The 17,437-nt window shown below is 59.3% G+C and carries 18 protein-coding genes; 17 read left to right on the top strand and 1 reads right to left on the bottom strand.

Annotated elements, in window-relative coordinates:
• Window positions 1-31: 31 nt before the first annotated feature.
• The 5 genes from dnaA (at window position 32) to H8K11_02185 (ending at window position 8,384) form a co-directional block, all read left to right on the top strand.
• On the top strand, window positions 32-1,372 hold the full coding sequence (dnaA, locus tag H8K11_02205) for a chromosomal replication initiator protein DnaA (GenBank protein ID MCS6262542.1): 1,341 nt from the start codon (window positions 32-34) through the stop codon (window positions 1,370-1,372).
• Between the two features lie 22 nt (window positions 1,373-1,394).
• A complete protein-coding gene (gene dnaN, locus H8K11_02200) occupies window positions 1,395-2,525 on the top strand; it encodes a DNA polymerase III subunit beta (GenBank protein ID MCS6262541.1) in 1,131 nt (376 codons plus the stop codon).
• Between the two features lie 153 nt (window positions 2,526-2,678).
• Window positions 2,679-5,153, top strand: a complete 2,475-nt coding sequence (gene gyrB, locus H8K11_02195; GenBank protein ID MCS6262540.1) for a DNA topoisomerase (ATP-hydrolyzing) subunit B — start codon at window positions 2,679-2,681, stop codon at window positions 5,151-5,153.
• Window positions 5,154-5,260: 107 nt separating this feature from the next.
• Window positions 5,261-7,723, top strand: coding sequence for a DNA gyrase subunit A (gyrA, locus tag H8K11_02190; protein ID MCS6262539.1), 2,463 nt, complete (start codon window positions 5,261-5,263; stop codon window positions 7,721-7,723).
• Between the two features lie 46 nt (window positions 7,724-7,769).
• A complete protein-coding gene (locus H8K11_02185; GenBank protein MCS6262538.1) occupies window positions 7,770-8,384 on the top strand; it encodes a hypothetical protein in 615 nt (204 codons plus the stop codon).
• Here H8K11_02185 and H8K11_02180 read toward each other — a convergent pair.
• Window positions 8,323-8,889, bottom strand: a complete 567-nt coding sequence (locus H8K11_02180; protein ID MCS6262537.1) for a DUF721 domain-containing protein — start codon at window positions 8,887-8,889, stop codon at window positions 8,323-8,325. The genes H8K11_02185 and H8K11_02180 overlap by 62 nt on opposite strands.
• 185 nt (window positions 8,890-9,074) lie before the next feature.
• On the opposite strand from H8K11_02180, the gene smpB reads away from it, so the two are divergent.
• The 12 genes from smpB (at window position 9,075) to H8K11_02120 (ending at window position 17,144) form a co-directional block, all read left to right on the top strand.
• Window positions 9,075-9,554 (top strand): SsrA-binding protein SmpB, encoded by a 480-nt coding sequence (gene smpB, locus H8K11_02175; protein ID MCS6262536.1) that lies wholly within the window; start codon window positions 9,075-9,077, stop codon window positions 9,552-9,554.
• Between the two features lie 314 nt (window positions 9,555-9,868).
• Window positions 9,869-10,315, top strand: coding sequence for a DoxX family protein (locus H8K11_02170; GenBank protein MCS6262535.1), 447 nt, complete (start codon window positions 9,869-9,871; stop codon window positions 10,313-10,315).
• A gap of 21 nt (window positions 10,316-10,336) precedes the next feature.
• Entirely contained in the window at window positions 10,337-11,194 is an 858-nt protein-coding gene (locus tag H8K11_02165; GenBank protein MCS6262534.1) for an NmrA family NAD(P)-binding protein, read from the top strand.
• A gap of 13 nt (window positions 11,195-11,207) precedes the next feature.
• On the top strand, window positions 11,208-12,092 hold the full coding sequence (locus H8K11_02160; protein MCS6262533.1) for a pirin family protein: 885 nt from the start codon (window positions 11,208-11,210) through the stop codon (window positions 12,090-12,092).
• On the top strand, window positions 12,089-12,724 hold the full coding sequence (locus H8K11_02155; protein ID MCS6262532.1) for a DsbA family oxidoreductase: 636 nt from the start codon (window positions 12,089-12,091) through the stop codon (window positions 12,722-12,724). Before H8K11_02160 ends, H8K11_02155 begins: the two co-directional genes overlap by 4 nt.
• A gap of 12 nt (window positions 12,725-12,736) precedes the next feature.
• Window positions 12,737-13,186 (top strand): VOC family protein, encoded by a 450-nt coding sequence (locus H8K11_02150; protein MCS6262531.1) that lies wholly within the window; start codon window positions 12,737-12,739, stop codon window positions 13,184-13,186.
• The gene (locus H8K11_02145; protein ID MCS6262530.1) at window positions 13,179-13,637 is read left to right on the top strand and encodes a DUF5069 domain-containing protein; all 459 of its coding nucleotides are present in this window, start codon (window positions 13,179-13,181) and stop codon (window positions 13,635-13,637) included. Before H8K11_02150 ends, H8K11_02145 begins: the two co-directional genes overlap by 8 nt.
• A gap of 37 nt (window positions 13,638-13,674) precedes the next feature.
• Window positions 13,675-14,781 (top strand): NAD(P)H-dependent oxidoreductase, encoded by a 1,107-nt coding sequence (locus H8K11_02140; GenBank protein MCS6262529.1) that lies wholly within the window; start codon window positions 13,675-13,677, stop codon window positions 14,779-14,781.
• Window positions 14,782-14,810: 29 nt separating this feature from the next.
• Window positions 14,811-15,233 carry a hypothetical protein gene (locus H8K11_02135; GenBank protein ID MCS6262528.1) on the top strand — a complete coding sequence of 141 codons (423 nt, stop codon included), beginning with the start codon at window positions 14,811-14,813 and terminating at the stop codon, window positions 15,231-15,233.
• Complete coding sequence (locus H8K11_02130) at window positions 15,230-15,676, top strand: VOC family protein (protein MCS6262527.1); 447 nt, start codon at window positions 15,230-15,232, stop codon at window positions 15,674-15,676. The genes H8K11_02135 and H8K11_02130 overlap by 4 nt, the downstream gene beginning before the upstream one ends.
• Window positions 15,677-16,121: 445 nt before the next feature.
• Complete coding sequence (locus H8K11_02125) at window positions 16,122-16,358, top strand: CDGSH iron-sulfur domain-containing protein (GenBank protein MCS6262526.1); 237 nt, start codon at window positions 16,122-16,124, stop codon at window positions 16,356-16,358.
• Window positions 16,359-16,403: 45 nt separating this feature from the next.
• Window positions 16,404-17,144 carry an FAD-dependent oxidoreductase gene (locus H8K11_02120; GenBank protein MCS6262525.1) on the top strand — a complete coding sequence of 247 codons (741 nt, stop codon included), beginning with the start codon at window positions 16,404-16,406 and terminating at the stop codon, window positions 17,142-17,144.
• Window positions 17,145-17,437 lie beyond the last annotated feature (293 nt).

The raw sequence follows: 17,437 nt of genomic DNA, 5'->3' as shown, positions 1-17,437 counted from the left end.
TATAAGATATTGAGTTTACAGGACTAATTAGATGTGGAATGACGCACTCGTGTACATTCAGGAAAAGGTCCCGAAGCAGGTCTTTGAAACCTGGTTCACTCCTGTTGTACTTGACCGGATTGAAGATACAACGGCGTATCTTGCAGTCCCGAACAAGTTTTTCGGCGAGTGGTTAGGAGAGCATTACCGCGATCTCCTGGCCGAAGCGGTCTCTGCCGCGCAAGGGGGCGGCCACCTGGACGTGTCCTTTGTCGTCAACAACAAGCAGGTTCCTTCTCCTTCGCCCGCTCAACAGGAGAGTGGTCCGGCGGATACGGCCGGGCGTGGATTCGTCGCGTCTCGATCAAAACGCGGCGTGCAATTGAATCCGAAATACACCTTCAAAAGTTTCGTGGTCGGGGCAGGAAACCAGTTTGCCCACGCGGCCTGTATGGCCGTGGCCGAACAACCGGCGAAAGCCTACAACCCGCTGTTTCTGTATGGTGGTGTGGGATTGGGCAAGACCCATTTGCTGAATGCGATCGGCAACTACCTGGCTGAACGAAGCGACCTCCGCATCGCCTACCTGACGACCGAACAGTTTACGAACGAGGTCATCAACTCCATTCGCTATGACAAGATGATCGACCTGCGCAAGCGGTATCGCAACGTCGATATGTTGATGATCGACGACATTCAATTTCTGGCGGGCAAAGAGCGGACGCAGGAAGAGTTCTTTCATACGTTCAATACCCTCTACGAAGCCCATAAACAGATCGTCCTGTCGAGCGACCGCTTTCCGAAAGATATGCCGGATATCGAAGAGCGGCTTCGGTCCCGGTTCGAATGGGGGCTGATTGCCGACCTGCAGCCGCCGGACGTGGAGACTCGTATCGCCATCTTGCGCAAGAAATCCGAGGACGAACGCATTGCGCTGCCCGAGGATGTGATTCACTTCCTGGCCACCACGATGAAGAACAACATTCGTGAGTTGGAAGGCTCGCTCGTCCGGGTCGGGGCCTATTCTTCCCTGACGGGGCAAACGATCACGCTCGACATGGCCAAGAACGTCTTGCGCGATCTCATCGGGGACAAAAAGAAGATTGTCTCCATCGAAGATATTCAAGAGGCGGTGGGGTCGAAGTATCATCTGAAGATTGCCGACTTGAAATCGCGGCGTCGAAGCAAAACGCTGGTGCACCCGCGCCAGATCGCCATGTATCTCTGCCGGGAACTCACCGACGCCTCATTTCCTGAAATCGGGCGCCAGTTCGGCGGCAAGGATCACACGACGATTATCCATGCCTGTCGGCAGATCTCGAAGGCGAAAGAAGCCGACAGCGCCTTGCATACGACGCTGGAAGGCCTGAAAGAACAGATCTTGAGGGCGTAAGGCCCGCTGAGGGAGACCGACCATGAAGGTACGCATCGGACGAGAGGAATTGTTGACGGGATTGCAGCGGGTGCAGGGTGTCGTTGAAAAACGAAATACCATGCCGATCCTCTCGAACATTTTATTGGAAGCCAAACACGACGGTGCTGAAATCGTCGCCACCGATCTGGAGATCGGCATGCGGGGTCTGTACAAGGCGACGGTCCTCGAAGCCGGCGGCGTGACGATTTCCGCCCGCAAGTTGTACGAGATCATCAAGGAATTGCCCAGCGGTGAGATCGAGCTGACATCCGGCGACAACAACTGGACGACGATCCAGTCCGGGAAGAGTCAGTTCAAGGTGGTGGGCCTTCCGAGCGGCGACTATCCGGCGCTGCCTTCCATTGAACGCGAGGGGCTGACGCCACTGGCCGGAGCAGGCCTGTTGGAACTGATTCGGAAGACGTTGTTTGCCGCCGGCGACAACGATGCCCGGTACATCCTGAACGGCCTGCTCGTGAGCTTGACGACGACCGAAAAGAAAACCACGCTCCTGCGACTGGTCGGCACCGACGGCCATCGCCTGGCCGTGGCGGAGCGCGAAGTCGGTCCCCCGAATGCGAAGCAGCCGGCACAGGACATCAAAGCGATTATCCCGAAGAAGGCGGCGCAGGAAATGCGGCGCTTGCTGGAAGAGGGAGGCGACGAAGAGCCCTTGATCGGGTTCACCAAAAATCTCATGATCTTCCGCAAGAGCGGCCTCCTCCTCACCTCCCGCCTCATGGAGGGGAACTACCCCAATTACCAGCAGGTGGTCCCGAAGGAAAGCGGCAAGCGCATTGCGGTCAATCGCGGGCTGCTGGAAAGCGCGTTGCGACGGGTCTCGGTGTTGTCGAAAGACAAGGCCAATGCCGTGAAGGTGTCCTTTGCTCCCGGCGGCATGACTCTATTTTCGAGCAATCCCGATTATGGAGAAGCCACGGAAGAATTGGTGGCCCGGTATGAGGGCGAGGCGCTCAACACAGGATTCAATGCCCGGTATCTGTTGGATGCCTTGAGCGTCATGGATGGAGAATCGGTCTCGGTGCAAATGGACACCGCCTTGAGCCCTTGCCTGATTCAGGAGGCCGAGAGTCCCGGATTCAAATGCGTCGTGATGCCGATCAAAATTTAGGAATCGGAATGTCTTTTTACAGGATGCTCACAATGGCTGATCGGCAAGGCGGCAGCGAGCGTAGGGCCGAGGCGTACCCCTGCGGTGCGTGGAGGGCCTACACGATACGAGCACGCCGCCGGCGGGCATTTTCCCCATCCTGGTAGGAGTTGAATGGCCAAGGACGACCAGCAGGACAATTCTGCCAAGCCGAAATCCGATAGTTACAGCGCGGATCAAATCAAAGTTCTCGAAGGACTCGACGCCGTCCGGAAACGACCGGCGATGTACATCGGCAGCACCGGTGTCGACGGGTTACACCATCTGGTCTATGAAGTCGTCGATAACAGTGTCGACGAGCACATGGCCGGTTTCGGTGAAGCGATCGAGGTCACGATCCACATCGACGGCAGTGTCACGGTCGTGGACAACGGCCGCGGCATTCCCACCGGCATGCATTCCACCCAGAAGAAGTCCGCCGCCGAAGTCGCCCTCACCGTCCTGCATGCGGGCGGCAAGTTTGAACAGGGCGCCTACACGGTTTCCGGCGGGTTGCACGGGGTCGGCATCTCGGTCGTGAACGCGCTCTCCGAATGGCTGGAGCTGGAAATCTGGCAGGACGGACAAGTCTTCGAGCAGCGGTATGAGCGTGGAAAACCCCAGGCGCCGTTAGCCGTCACCGGAAAAACCAAGCGCCGCGGCACCAAGGTGCGTTTTAAGCCGGACGGCCAGATTTTTGAAACGCTGGAATTCAGCTTCGACGTGTTGGCGCAACGGCTTCGCGAGCTGGCCTTTCTCAACAAGGGCCTGTCCATCACGCTCAAGGACGATCGCAAGGAAAAGGAACAGGTTTTTCATTATAAGGGCGGGATCGTCTCGTTCGTCGATCATCTCAACGAAGCCAAGACCCCGCTGCATAAGCCCATCTACGTGCAGACTGAGCGCGCGGACCTGATTCTTGAGGTGGCGCTGCAGTACAACGACGGGTATGCCGAGAATCTCTTTTCGTTCGCCAACAACATCAACACCAAAGAAGGCGGCACCCACCTGGTGGGCTTCAAGGCCGCGCTGACCCGCACGATCAACAGTTACGCCAACGCCAACGATCTCCTGAAGAAAGACACCGAATCGTTGAGCGGCGACGACGTGCGGGAAGGCTTGACCGCGGTTGTCAGCGTGAAAGTACGGAATCCGCAGTTCGAAGGGCAGACCAAGGCGAAGCTCGGCAACAGTGAGGTGAAGGGGATCGTCGAGGCGGCTGTGAACGACGCCCTCGGCACCTACTTCGAAGAGAACCCGCCGGTCGCCCGCAAAATCATCGGCAAGGCGATCGATGCCGCGCGCGCCCGTGAAGCGGCCCGGAAAGCGAAGGACCTCATTCGCCGGAAGAGCGCCTTGGATGGCGGGTCGTTGCCCGGCAAGCTGGCCGACTGTTCCGAGAAGGATCCGGCGTTGAGCGAACTTTTCATCGTCGAGGGTGATTCCGCCGGCGGGTCTGCCAAGCAGGGCCGCGACCGGAAGTTTCAGGCGATTCTTCCGCTCAAGGGAAAGATTCTGAACGTCGAGAAGGCCCGCTTCGACAAGATGCTCACCAGCGACGAAATCCGCACGTTGATCCTGGCGCTCGGGACCGGAATCGGCCGCAAAAAAGAGGATTCCGACAAGCCGGATAAGGAAGCGTTCGACATTGCGCGGACGCGCTATCACAAGATCGTGCTTATGACCGACGCCGATGTGGACGGCAGCCACATCCGCACGCTCCTGCTGACCTTTTTCTTCCGCCAGATGCCGGAGCTGCTGGAACGGGGCTACATCTACATCGCCCAGCCTCCCCTCTTTAAGGTCAAGAAGGGCAAGACGGAACGGTATCTCAAGGACGAACCTGCGATGAATGAATACCTCGCGGACCTGGCGGTCGAAGAGGTCGAAGTGGCGCTCGAAAACGGGGGGGAATATCTCTCGGGCCGCCGTCTGCTGCCGACGCTCAAAAAGTTGATCGCCTTCGAAAGCCTGCTGCACAAGGTGAATAAGAAACATCACGAAGCCAATATGTTGCGGGTCTTTGTCGACGAGCCGGGGTTAACGCGCGAGGCGTTGAAGGATCAGGCCGCGTTGGCCACGATCGTCGCCAATGCGAAGGCCACGCTGGCGCTCGTCTACCCGAAGGCCGAACCGACCATCGACATCCTGGAGGACGAAGAACATCAATCCAGCAAGTTGGTGTGCAAGGTTGCTACGGGCGGAATCGCCTATCAACTGGACGTGACGCACGAGCTGGTTGGGTCCGCCGACTTCCGGGAATTACAAAAACAGGCGCCTTCAGCGATGGGGCTCGGCAAGCCGCCGTATAAGATCAAGATCAAGGGAGCCGAAGTTCATAAGAACGGCTCAGCCGAGTTGGTGCAGGCGATCCTGGAAGAAGGCAAGCAGGGGTTGAACATCCAGCGGTACAAAGGTCTCGGTGAGATGAATCCCGGCCAGCTGTGGGAGACCACCATGGATCCGGAAAAGCGGACGCTGCTGCGGGTCAAGCTGGAAGACATGACCGGCGTGGATGAGATTTTCACGATCCTGATGGGCGACGAAGTGGAACCCCGCCGCAATTTCATTCAGCAACATGCGCTGGAAGTCAGGAACTTGGACGTATAGTAAATTCCCAGGAGCGTATGGCTGATAGCGAATAGTCCGGAGGTTTTCACGAAGTCTTCTGCCATCGGCTATACGCCATATGCCATCAGCTCTTCTAAGGAGTCGGAATGCCGCCAGATGAACGACTAGGACAGATTGCGATCGAAGACGAGATGCGCTCGTCGTATCTCGATTACGCCATGAGCGTGATCGTCGGTCGCGCACTTCCCGACGTGCGGGATGGATTGAAACCGGTGCACCGGCGCATTCTGCACGGCATGAACGAAATGGGGCTGGCCGCGAACCGGCCGTATCGGAAGTCGGCCAAGATCGTGGGCGAGATCATGGGCAACTACCACCCCCATGGCGACTCCGCGATTTACGACACCCTGGTGCGCATGGCGCAGAACTTCAACATGCGCTACATGCTGGTCGATGGACAGGGCAACTACGGCTCGATGGACGGTGACGCCGCCGCCGCCATGCGGTACACCGAAGCCCGTTTGACCAAATTGGCCGAAGAGCTGTTGGCCGACATTGAAAAAGAGACGGTCGATTTCGGTCCCAACTACGACGAGTCGCGCGTGGAGCCGCTCGTCCTGCCTTCCCGGGTACCGAACCTGCTGGTCAACGGCGCCGGCGGAATCGCCGTCGGCTATGCGACCAACATTCCCACGCACAATCTGGGTGAAGTGATCGAAGGGTTGCTCCTGCTGCTGGAGAACCCAGAGGTCACGATCGCACAGTTAATGAAGAAAATTCCGGGACCCGACTTCCCGACCGCCGGGTTCATTTACGGCACGTCCGGGATCAAGGATGCGTACGAGACGGGACGCGGGCTGTTGACGGTTCGCGCGAAGGTGGCGATTGAAACCGATGAACGGACCGACCGGGAACGATTGATCATTACCGAAATTCCCTACCAGGTGAACAAGTCGAAACTCATCGAAAAGATCGCCGACCTGGCGCAGGAGGATCGCGTCACGGGCATCTCCGATATCCGCGACGAATCGGACCGCGAGGGTGTGCGTGTCGTCATCGAGCTGAAGCGGAATGAGATTCCTCTCGTCGTGCTGAACAATCTATACAAACACAGTCAGTTGCAGACGACCTTCGGTGTCAACATGCTGGCGCTGGTCAACAACCGGCCGGAGGTGCTGAACCTCAAACGGATTCTGGAAGCCTTCGTCGAGCACCGCCGCGAAGTGGTCGTGCGACGCACGGCCTACGATCTGCGCAAAGCGGAAGAACGCGCCCATATCCTCGAAGGCCTCAAGATCGCGCTGGATAATCTCGATGCCGTGATCGCGCTGATCCGCCGTTCGCAGTCGCCTGATGTGGCGCGCACGGGTTTGATGCAGCAGTTCCGGCTGTCGGAAATCCAAGCCAACGCCATTCTCGAAATGCGCCTCCAGCGGCTCACGCAACTGGAGCGCGACAAACTCGTGGAAGAATACCGCGAAGTGCTGAAGACGATTGAATACCTGCGCTCAGTTCTCGGCAGTGAAGCGTTGGTGCGCAAGATCATCCGCGATGAATTGACGGAGATTAAAGAGAAGTATCAGGACGAACGCCGCACCAAGATCGTCAAGGAAGAGGCCGAGCTGACGCTCGAAGATTTGATCGCCGAAGAAGAAGTCGTCGTGACGATTTCCCACGCCGGCTATATCAAGCGGAACGCCGTCACCCTCTACCGGGCGCAACGGCGCGGCGGCAAGGGAAAAATTGCGATGGGGATCAAGGAAGAGGACTTCGTCGAAACCCTCTTCACGGCCTCCACGCACGACTCGCTGCTGTTCTTTACCGACGCAGGCAAGGTCTACTGGCTCAAGGTCCATGAAATTCCCGAAGCGAGCCGAGCCGCCAAAGGCAAAGCGCTGGTCAATCTCTTGGCCCTCTCCAAAGACGAGAAGGTCACGGCAACCCTTCCGGTGAAAGAATACCGTGCCGATCGGTTTGTCATCATGGGGACCAAGCAGGGCGTCATCAAGAAAACGGAACTGTCGGCCTACAGCAATCCGCGCCAGGGCGGCATCATTGCGCTCTCGCTCGATGCGGGCGACAAGCTGATCGGTGTGGACCTGACCGACGGCCAGCGGGAGATTCTGCTGGGCACGAAGCAGGGCATCACCATCCGGTTCAAGGAAGAAGATGTGCGCGCGATGGGACGCACGGCCCACGGGGTGCGCGGGATCACCCTTGAGCCCGGCGACGAAGTCATCGGTATGGAGACGATTACGCCCGACTCGACCACCGCGATCCTCACCGTGACCGAAGGCGGGTACGGAAAACGGACACCGGTGAACGAATATCGCGTGCAGGGTCGCGGCGGCAAAGGCATCATCAGCGTGAAGACGACCGAGCGGAACGGGCCGGCTGTGGGATTCCTCCAGGTTCGCGACGAGGATGAGATCATGTTGATGGCGGCGCAGGGCAAAGTGTTGCGCTGCAAGGTGGACGACATCCGTGAAATCGGGCGCAACACTCAAGGTGTCCGCCTGCTCGACATGGATGGAGATGAGGATCGTGTGGTCGCCGTCGTGAGACTGGTCGAACGCGAAGAAGGAGTGCCTGAAGAGGGCGAGTCATGATTCCTTGGAGCCGCACCGGTTTCAAGCGGCTCCCCCCACCATGGTTATGAACCACCCAACTCCGCCATCGGCCGGGACTCCGACCAACACTCCGGTCAAGCGTCCGCTGGACACCGTGGTCAAAATGGCGTTGGGCGTCCTGTTCGGCTCCTTTGCCTTGATCTGGGGCGGGATGTTTCTCAGCCGTCCGGATCGTTCGATTCCCCCCTATAGCATCGGCTCCCAGGAGCGCACGGTGGTAGCGGTGCATGTGCCGTCCTGGACCAGCGACACTGAGATCGAAACCCTGATCGAGCGATTCCGGAAAGTCGGCGCGGAAAGCCGGAATTTCGGCAGCATGAAAATCCAGCCCACCACCCTGGATGATCCCAAGGGGCGTTATCAACATATTGCGATTTACATCTTCACCGATGAGGGCTGGACGGAGCCGGAGGTGCTGCACAAGTACGTGACGGGTGAAGATGCCACGGTGCGGGACGGGTTTGAGGGATCGGTGCGCGGATTGTACCGGCTTGATGGACAGGAAGAAGAAGGCCGTATCGGGCCGGTTCCCAGGGGAAAAGACAGTGCGGCCACCGCGGCCTATTCGCGGCAGTTGTTTAAGGGGACCGTCGTGCGGAACGCGGGGGCCTCTCCGGCTGACTCAACGCCTGCGCCATGAGGGTCACCAGGTGTTCACGCAGGGCCTGGTCCTGAATGCCCTGCGCGTGGAGCGTGACTTCCTGGAGTAACTGGGGCGACGGTTGAATCGTCAACGGGTCGGGGGCAGTCGTTGCTTCGGCAGTCGGCGATGGGTCTGCAGTGAACTCTCCGATGCGCAAGACGATGTCCGTCACCAACGGCTGGCCCGCCATCGCATTCACCTTCTCCAATAGGACCGGCTTGAGAAAGGTGAGCTGCTGTAGCCACACCGAGTTGTGCACCAGGACGTACAACTTTTTGAACCGGATTTGATCGGGACGCGTGTGGGCCGCGATCGGCTCGCCCACGATGTCGGGCCACTGACGTCGCAGGCGCGCTTCGAATAACTTGCTCTCCAGGCCCAACCTGTGGGCGACACCGGCCAAGATGGAGCTGAAGGAATCGAGCCTGCTCTGTCCACGCATGGTGGTATGATAACAAAATGTGCCCGATGGAAATAGCGCGCGCGAGCCCACATGATGCATGATGGTTCGTCGCGAAATGGCGGAGTCGCGAAGCGAGACGGGCGTGTGGAGCCGTGAGGAAGGGAGGCATCCTTGAACAGGATGTCGACCGACCGAGCGGCGAGCCCGCCCGCCGACAGGCCTGTCGCAGCCGCGAACCCGCGATTGCAGCAGAAGCGCTCATGCATCATGTGGGCTAGTATGAGATGACGAAAACGCAGGACAAAGAAGACCAGTACAAAGTCGTCGCCACCAATCGCAAGGCGTATCACGACTACTTCATCGAAGAGAAGTTCGAAGCCGGGGTCATCCTGCGGGGGACCGAGGTGAAGTCGTTGCGGGAAGGTCGCGTGAACCTCCAGGATAGTTATGCCTCGGTGGACGACGGCGAGGTCTATCTGCAGCATTGCCACATCAGCCCCTACTCCCACGGCAATCTGATGAACCACGACCCGCTCCGCAAGCGAAAGCTGCTGTTGCATCGCAAAGAGATCAACAAGCTGATCGGAAAGACCCAGTTAAAGGGCCTCACCCTCGTCCCCCTGCGCATCTACTTTTCGAGGCGCGGCCACGCCAAAGTGGAGTTAGCCCTGGCGAAGGGCAAGAAACAATACGATCGTCGCGAATCCATCAAAGCCCGCGAAGCCGGCCGCGAGGTCGAACGCGCGATCAAACAAAGGAAATAGGCGACTTCGTCCCTCACACGTATCTTCCTTCCTCCTGCCCGAGAGAGCCGTGACGTCTCGATCGCTCCTCAGCGTTTTCGATGCATGCCCCCGGCCGGTCGTTGACGGGCCGATTACCCGGCGCGAATGTCCCTCTAACCACACTGACTGATCTGTCGGGATATCAGTTCTTCCCATTGAGGGGGAATATTTGCTCTTGACTTAGTTCTAATTAGAACTATTATACTGGCGTCGGGCCGTGCGGCTTCCTGCCGGGCGATCTGATCGGTAGGCGAAGTCAGGCGGTCAATGGTCGATCACGGGAGGATACCGAAATGAAAGCACTCTTCAATACAGACGACAGTTGGGCCGGCCTGATTTTGCGGCTGACCCTGGGATTGGTGATGCTGCCGCACGGGGCTCAAAAGTTGCTGGGTTGGTTCGGTGGATTCGGGTTCGACGGCACAATGGGTTTTTTCACCCAGAAAATGGGGCTACCCTGGATCATCGCGTTTCTGGTTATCATGGGGGAGTTTTTCGGCAGCCTGGGCTTGATCGCCGGCCTGTTGACGCGCTTCACCGCCGCCAGCTTCATTGTAATCATGCTGGGAGCCATTCTGACGGTGCATCTGCCGGTGGGGTTTTTCATGAATTGGTTCGGGCAACAGCAGGGAGAGGGCTATGAGTACCATCTCCTGGTGATCGGGCTGGCCGCTGCGTTGCTGGTGACGGGAGCCGGCCGATGGTCGATGGATCGGGTGGTGGCGGAACGAGTCGCCTGAGGCGGGAAAGGAGAGCGAACGATGTTCGTCGTATTGGGAGCAACAGGACATACCGGAGCCGTGGTCGCAGAGACGCTGCTCGCTCGCAAACAACCGGTGCGGGTGGTGGTGCGTTCGGCCGACAAGGGGGCAGCCTGGAAAGCAAAAGGGGCCGAGGTGGCCGTCGCCTCGCTGGATGATGTGCCCGCCATGACGAAGGCCTTGCAAGGGGCCTTAGGTGTCTACCTGCTGGTTCCGCCGAATTATGGGGCGACGGCCTGGCTTGCGGAGCAGCGGCAGCGGTTAGATCGCGCAGCGGAAGCCGTGAAAGCGAGCGGCATTTCGCATGTGGTGTTCCTGTCGTCCGTCGGCGGTCAGATCCCGGAGGGTACCGGCCCTATACGCGCCGTCCGATACGGCGAGCAAAAATTGAGTGCGGTGGCTCGTAATCTGACGGTCTTGCGACCCTGTTACTTCATGGAGAACTGGGCGCCGGGTATCGGGATGGCGAAGAGCCAGGGGCTGCTGCCCACATTCATGGCGCCGCAGGCGAAGGTGCCGATGATTTCGACCAAGGATATCGGCCGCGTCGCAGCGGAGCGATTGATGGCCGGCGGAAGGGGCCACACGGTAGTGGAGCTTGCGGGCCCGGAGGAGTACAGTCCGGAACAGGTGGCCGAGGCGCTGAGCCGGATTCTTGGGCGGGCGGTCGTTGCGCAACCGGCGCCGCTCAGCGCCGTGGTGCCGACATTCACTTCGTTCGGCTTTTCCGGAGAGGCAGCCGGCTTGTTCGAGGAAATGTACACCGCGTTTTCAACAGGTGCGATCGGGTATGAACACTCCGCCTCGCTGGTGCGAGGCACCATTCCCCTTGCGGAGGCGTTACGCGGAATGGCGTAAGAAAGGAGGCCCTATGCGAACAGACACATCCATCACGAAAGATCTTGTCGGAGTGTATCAGGCCGGATCTCATCATATGGTCGGGGACGGGTTTCCGGTCCGCAACATGATTCCCGGCGCCGGAGTCGAGGAGCAGCTGTCGCCCTTTTTAATGCTCGATTATCTGGGGCCCCAGCAGTTCCCGCCGACCGACCGGCAGCTCGGGGTCGGCGAGCATCCCCATCGAGGCTTTGAGACGGTCACCATCATGTATCACGGCAAGGTGGCGCATCGTGATTCGACCGGCAGCGGCGGCGTTATCGGCCCCGGTGACGTGCAGTGGATGACGGCGGCCTCGGGTGTCGTGCACGAAGAGTTGCATGAGAAGGAATTCGCGAAGCAGGGCGGCCTGTTGGAGGGGATTCAGCTGTGGGTCAATCTGCCGAAGGCGTTCAAGATGACCGCGCCCCGTTATCAAACGCTGGTCGATGCGGAGATTCCTGCGGTCGAGCTCGATGGAGGAGCCGGCCGGGTACGAGTGATCGCCGGAGAATTTCGCGCGGTGAAAGGTCCGGCCAAGACCTTCAGCCCGGTCCACCTCTACGACCTGCGGTTGAAGGCGGGCCACAGGACTGAACTCGACTTGCCCGAGGGATATAATTCGTCCCTGTTCGTGCTGCACGGACAGGTCGTCGTGAACGGGTCGCAGCCGGTGCAGGAAGTAGAAATCGCGCTGTTCGGTCAGCGAGGCGCGCACGTCGTCGTGGAGGCGAAGCAGGATGCGACCATCCTTGTGATGAGCGGCGAACCGATTGCCGAGCCGATCGCCCGGTACGGGCCGTTCGTGATGAACACGCGCGACGAAATTATCCAGGCCGTGCACGACTACCAGGCGGGAAAGATGGGGCATTTGTCATGACCGGTCAGGCGCTCACGGTCGATGTGTATTCGGACGTGGTGTGCCCCTGGTGTTACATCGGCAAACGGCGGCTGGAACAGGCGCTGGAATCGGTACAGGCGCAGGCGCACGTATTCTGGCGCCCGTTTCAGCTCAATCCGACCATGCCCAAGGCCGGCATGGATCGACGGGTGTATCTCGAAACGAAGTTCGGCGGGCCCGGCGAAATGAAGGCGATCCAGGACCGCGTGGCAGCAGTGGGAACGAGTGTGGGCATCGAGTTCGCGTTTGACCGGATCGCGCGGACACCGAACACGTTCGATGCCCATCGACTGATCTGGTTCGCTCAGCAGCAGGGCCGTCAGGATGAGGTGGTCGAAGAACTGTTTCACGGGTACTTCACGGAGGGATTCCCTATCGGTGAGGCTGAGATACTGGTTTCCCTCGCCGTCCGGGCCGGATTGGATGGAGAGGCGGTCGCTCGTCTGCTGCAGGCGCAGGAGGGTGTGGATGCCGTGCGGCAGGAGGAGGCCCATGGCCATCAGCTGGGTATCAGAGGGGTCCCCTATTTCGTGCTGAATGGAAAGGCTGCGCTCTCCGGCGCCCAGCCGGTGGAGACGTTCGTCTCCGCGATCAAACAGGTTACCGGGTAAGGAGGTCCTGCGATGGCGGTGCAAGTCTACGGATGTAATCACATCGTGATCGAAGTGACCGACGCCAAGAAAGCCGTGAAGTTCTATTCAGACGTGTTCGGACTCAAGATGTTGCAAGGCGGAGAAGGCGCGGCCTGGTGCAAACTGGGTGAACACCAATTCATGGCGATTTTTGAGGTCGAGCAACTGCAGCCGGATCGCGTGAAGCATTTCGGGTTGATGGTGCGTGATGCGGAGCAGATCAAAGAAGTCCGGCGCAAGCTCACCAGGAAGTACAAGCTGAAGATGGAGCCGCATTTCCGGTGCGATTTCCGCGACCCGTGGGGAAACCGCATTCAGGTCGGCGACCTGTCGGATGAATCGCTGGTCTGGCTCCTCCCCTATCAGGAGGTTCAGAAGGCGGGCATTACATTCTCCAAGCCCTCGCGCGCTCGACAAGGAAAGGAACGACAGGATGCCTGACTTAAAGAAGGTGCGATCGCTTGCGAAAGATCTCACCAAGACCTATCCTCGCAGCCCGCGGGAAATGCTGGGGGGCTATGTCATCGGCGCACGATGCGTGGACAAATGCCGGGCGTTTCTACTCGGCATCAACGGGGAGTACAACTATTGGCCCTGTTCGCTGGCGGGCCTGTTGTTCGCGTTCACAGGGATCTCCCCGGAGCAGTTCAAGGAGTTCGTGGCGACAGGAGCCACCGATGAGGACGTGGGTGCGTGGCTTAAGGCGCACAGCAAGGTACAGGACCGGCAGGCGATCATTGAGTGGAACAACAAGATGCGGGACCTGCGACTGTCCGAGATGGCGCCGTCGGTGCAGGCGTATATGGAGGACTACATCCCGAAGTATGTGCCGAGTCACCGCCCCGTCTACGTGTATTTCGATGTGTATGATCTGGAAGAGAAGCGTTTGTGACGGGCCAATCTAGAGCTAACACTTGAAGGAACTCGACATGCCGGATGCGACATGGACTGAGATCGGTTCGGTCGATGACCTCAAACAGCGCCCCCTCCGGCAGATTGTCTGTGGCCAGACGAAGCTGGCCCTGTCGTACAAGGACGGCCGGTTCGCGGCGATCTCAGGGGTCTGCAATCATATCGGCGGGCCGCTGGGCGAAGGACGGCTTGAGGGTGACTACGTCGTCTGTCCCTGGCATTACTGGAAGTTTCACCATCAAACCGGCCGGGGCGAGCCCGGGTATGAAGGTGATCAGGTTGCGACCTATGCCGTCAAGGTGGAGGATGGGCGCGTCTATGTCGATCTGTCTCCGGTCACGAAGCGGCGCAAGCTTCCGAAACCATCGCACCCGCTCGCGCGCCCGATCGTACGAACCGACGGTCCCATTCGTGTGTTGGGCCTCGCCACGACTGCGATGACGGCGGATCAGCCGCGTTTCAGCGCCTCCGACGCCCTACTGGAGGAGGCTCTCGTGCATGCGCGCGAACACCTGGAGCTCGACACGCAACTGATCAAGCTTCGCGACCTCTCGTTCCGGGCCTGTGAAGGGTTTTATTCCAAGTCGGCGGAAGCCTGCACCTGGCCTTGCTCGATTACGCAGATGGATCCGACCGATCAAATGGACCGGGTCTACGAAGCCGTAGTGCATTGGGCGGATGTGATTCTTGTCTCGACACCCATCCGATGGGGCGGAGCCAGCAGCCTCTATTACAAGATGGTCGAACGGATGAACTGCATTCAAAATCAGGAGACGATCGCCAACCGGCATCTGCTCAAAAATAAAGTCGCCGCGTTCATCATCATGGGTGGACAGGACAATGTCCAGGGTGTCGCCGGTCAACTGATGACCTTCTTCGCGGAAGTCGGTTGCCAGTTCCCGCAGTTTCCGTTTATCGCCCATTCGCGCGGATGGAGCGCAGAGGACATGGAGCGGAACAACAGCGAGGTGCAGCACAGCCGGGAGTTGCGTGAAGGGGCTCAGGCGCTCGTCGCCCGCGCGGCGGAGATGGCGCGGCTCATGGTGGAGGGGCAGCTGGCGATGCATCCGCTCACCAGGGGTGGCCGCAAGGCGCACCAACTGGATAGTGAACCGACGGGATAAGCGGGGCGGATTCGCAAGGAGGCGGGATCATGTCAGGTCAGGGTCACATGCGCGCGCACCTGGGCAATCTGTCGCGGTCGTTGCTGCGTCTGCACAAGGCGTTGCTGGACAGCGAACGGGTCTCCTATGAGCGGGTGCATGGGCGGATCGAGACGAATGGTGCGTTTTTTCAACTTGTCTTGGGTGACGCATGGTTCGCCTGGTTGCGCCCGCTCTCTCAATTGATGGTGAAGATCGATGAGCTGTCCGAGGATGAGGAAATCGGGGACCGGACGGAGATGACCCTGGCAATCGACTCGGTGCGGACCATGTTGACGCCGTCCGAAGAAGGCAATGGATTCGGCCGGCATTATTACGACGCGTTGCAGCGCGAACCCGATGTGGTGCTGGCGCATGCGGCGGTCAGGGCGCTGCTCCGGACATCGTCGCCGGGGAAGGAGTCGATCACATGAAAGCGCAGTATCTCGGCCATGTCGTGTTCTATGTGAAAGATCTTGGACGTTCGCTGGCATTTTATCGCGATCTGCTTGGATTCCAGGAAGTGGGGAGAATTTTCAATGGCGCGGCGGCGGCGCTCACATCCGGCCGCACGCATCATGAGCTGCTGCTGATTCAAGTCGGCGATGCGCCGGGGCCGCCGTCAGGGCGACGTCGAGGCCTCTACCATATCGGTATCAAAGTGGGCGACAGCCTCGATGAGCTGAGGGCGGCGAAGCGGGAGCTGGAATCCGCCGGTGTCTCCATCGACGGGATGAGCGACCACACGGTGAGTCAGAGTTTGTACTTGCGGGATCCGGACGGCAATGAGGTCGAGGTGTATGTGGACGCGGACGAAGGCTTGTGGAAAAGCAATCCGTCGGCCGTCCTTGCGCCCATCAAGCCGCTGTCGCTCTAGCAGGATGCGGAAAAAGACCGCCAGCGGCGTTCTCGCATCGCTTCGCGGCTCACCGTACCGCACGAGTACGATTCGCCTCTTCGCTCGCTGCGGCCTTGCTGGACGGCCATTTTGCGCATCCTGCGGGTGATTCTGATACCGAAACGGCGCACGAGTTGATCATAACGTCTTGCGCAACAATCGAGTGTTTCCGCAGCCTGCTAGGACTGGCCAAGACCTGCCGGGCTGGATCATCTGTGTCCCTTTCTGCGGCAGGACGCAGGTGGAAGCTGGCGCCTTTCTCCTCAACGGTGCCGATACTCGTTGTGCCGGCAAGTGGCAGAGCGAGCGGTCGCCTGCTTGGGATGGCAGGGGATTTGCGTCGAATGTGGGTAAGCGAGCTAGCCCCAGCAGGGTAAGAATGTGTGCGGAAGTAGAATCATTCGCTTAAACAGGAGGGCAAAGCATGGAACAACCAGTCATTGCAGCGAAGCAGCCGGCCGTGTTGGAGTTGGAAGCAGGCACGCACTATTGGTGCCGGTGCGGGCGCTCGAAGAAGCAACCGTTTTGTGATGGGTCTCACAAGGGAACCAGTTTCACGCCTCTGGAGTTCACGACAACCGAAAAGAAAACCGTGGCCTTGTGCCAATGTAAGCACACCAAGAATCCTCCGTTTTGCGACGGGACCCACAAATCGCTCTGAGTTCCCGGTTGACCGGCGTGCAGTGTGTGACACAAGAGGTGAATCATGGGTGAGGCGGCGAGCGAGAACGGGTATTCGATCAGGCTGACAGAGCGGCGGTTGGTGGCGGAAGGGACGATGGCGTTCTACTTCGACAAGCCGACGCAGTTTGTATTCACGCCGGGTCAGTTCGTCGATCTGACGCTGCCCCACCCCTCTGAGACCAATGCAGCGGGCAACACCAGAGCCTTTTCCATTGCGAGCGCACCGCAGGAATCCACGTTGATGGTGGCGACCCGGCTGCGCGATACCGCCTTCAAGCGCGAACTGCAGCGTATGCCGCTCGGTTCCACTGTTCAGATGGAAGGACCGTTCGGAAAATTGGTCCTGCATGCCGACCAGACCCGCCCTGCCGTCTTCCTGGCAGGCGGGATCGGCATTACCCCGTTTCGCAGCATGGTGGTGCAGGCGGCGATGCAGCGGTCGCCGCACCCCATGGTGCTGTTTTACTCCAACCGGCGACCGGAGGATGCGCCGTTCCTGGAGGAGCTGCAGGCCTTGCAAGACAAGAATCCCCACTATCGCTTCGTGGGCACCATGACCGAACCCGCGAAATCTTCCCGATCCTGGCAGGGCGAGACGGGATTCCTCAATGCGGCATTGCTCTCCAGACATCTCGTGAATGTGGAGAAGCCGATCTATTACGTGGTCGGTCCGCCGGGTATGGTCGGCGCACTGCGGACGATGCTCAAAGAGGCCCGCATCGAAGACAGCGATATTCGCACTGAAAAGTTTTCGGGTTACTGACGCAAGACGCCTTCATTCCGTCGTGGTCTGCGTTCTTCTGAAGCGCAGGCCACGATGTCCCCGCCTGCCGACACCGGCGTCCCCCAAATCGTTCGGTTCTGCCTCCTCCCGATCTGAAGTGTGACCTGTTGGCCATGTCTCGGTGAAAAACGCGCCATTCATCTGATCGGCCATGGGCCGTTGCATGACCTTCCCGCCGCCTAGTGACTGGCTTGGGATATGCAACGACTGCTACCGGTAAGTCCGAGGGAGGAGCCCCGTGGGTTGCGGCAAAGTAGAGGTCGGATTGGATA

Origin of the sequence: Nitrospira sp. (genome assembly GCA_024998565.1) — a bacterium.
In the GTDB taxonomy this organism is placed as follows: domain Bacteria; phylum Nitrospirota; class Nitrospiria; order Nitrospirales; family Nitrospiraceae; genus Nitrospira_A.
The sequence above is the reverse complement of the archived record's forward strand: the minus strand, read 5'-3'. Positions and strand labels throughout refer to the sequence as shown.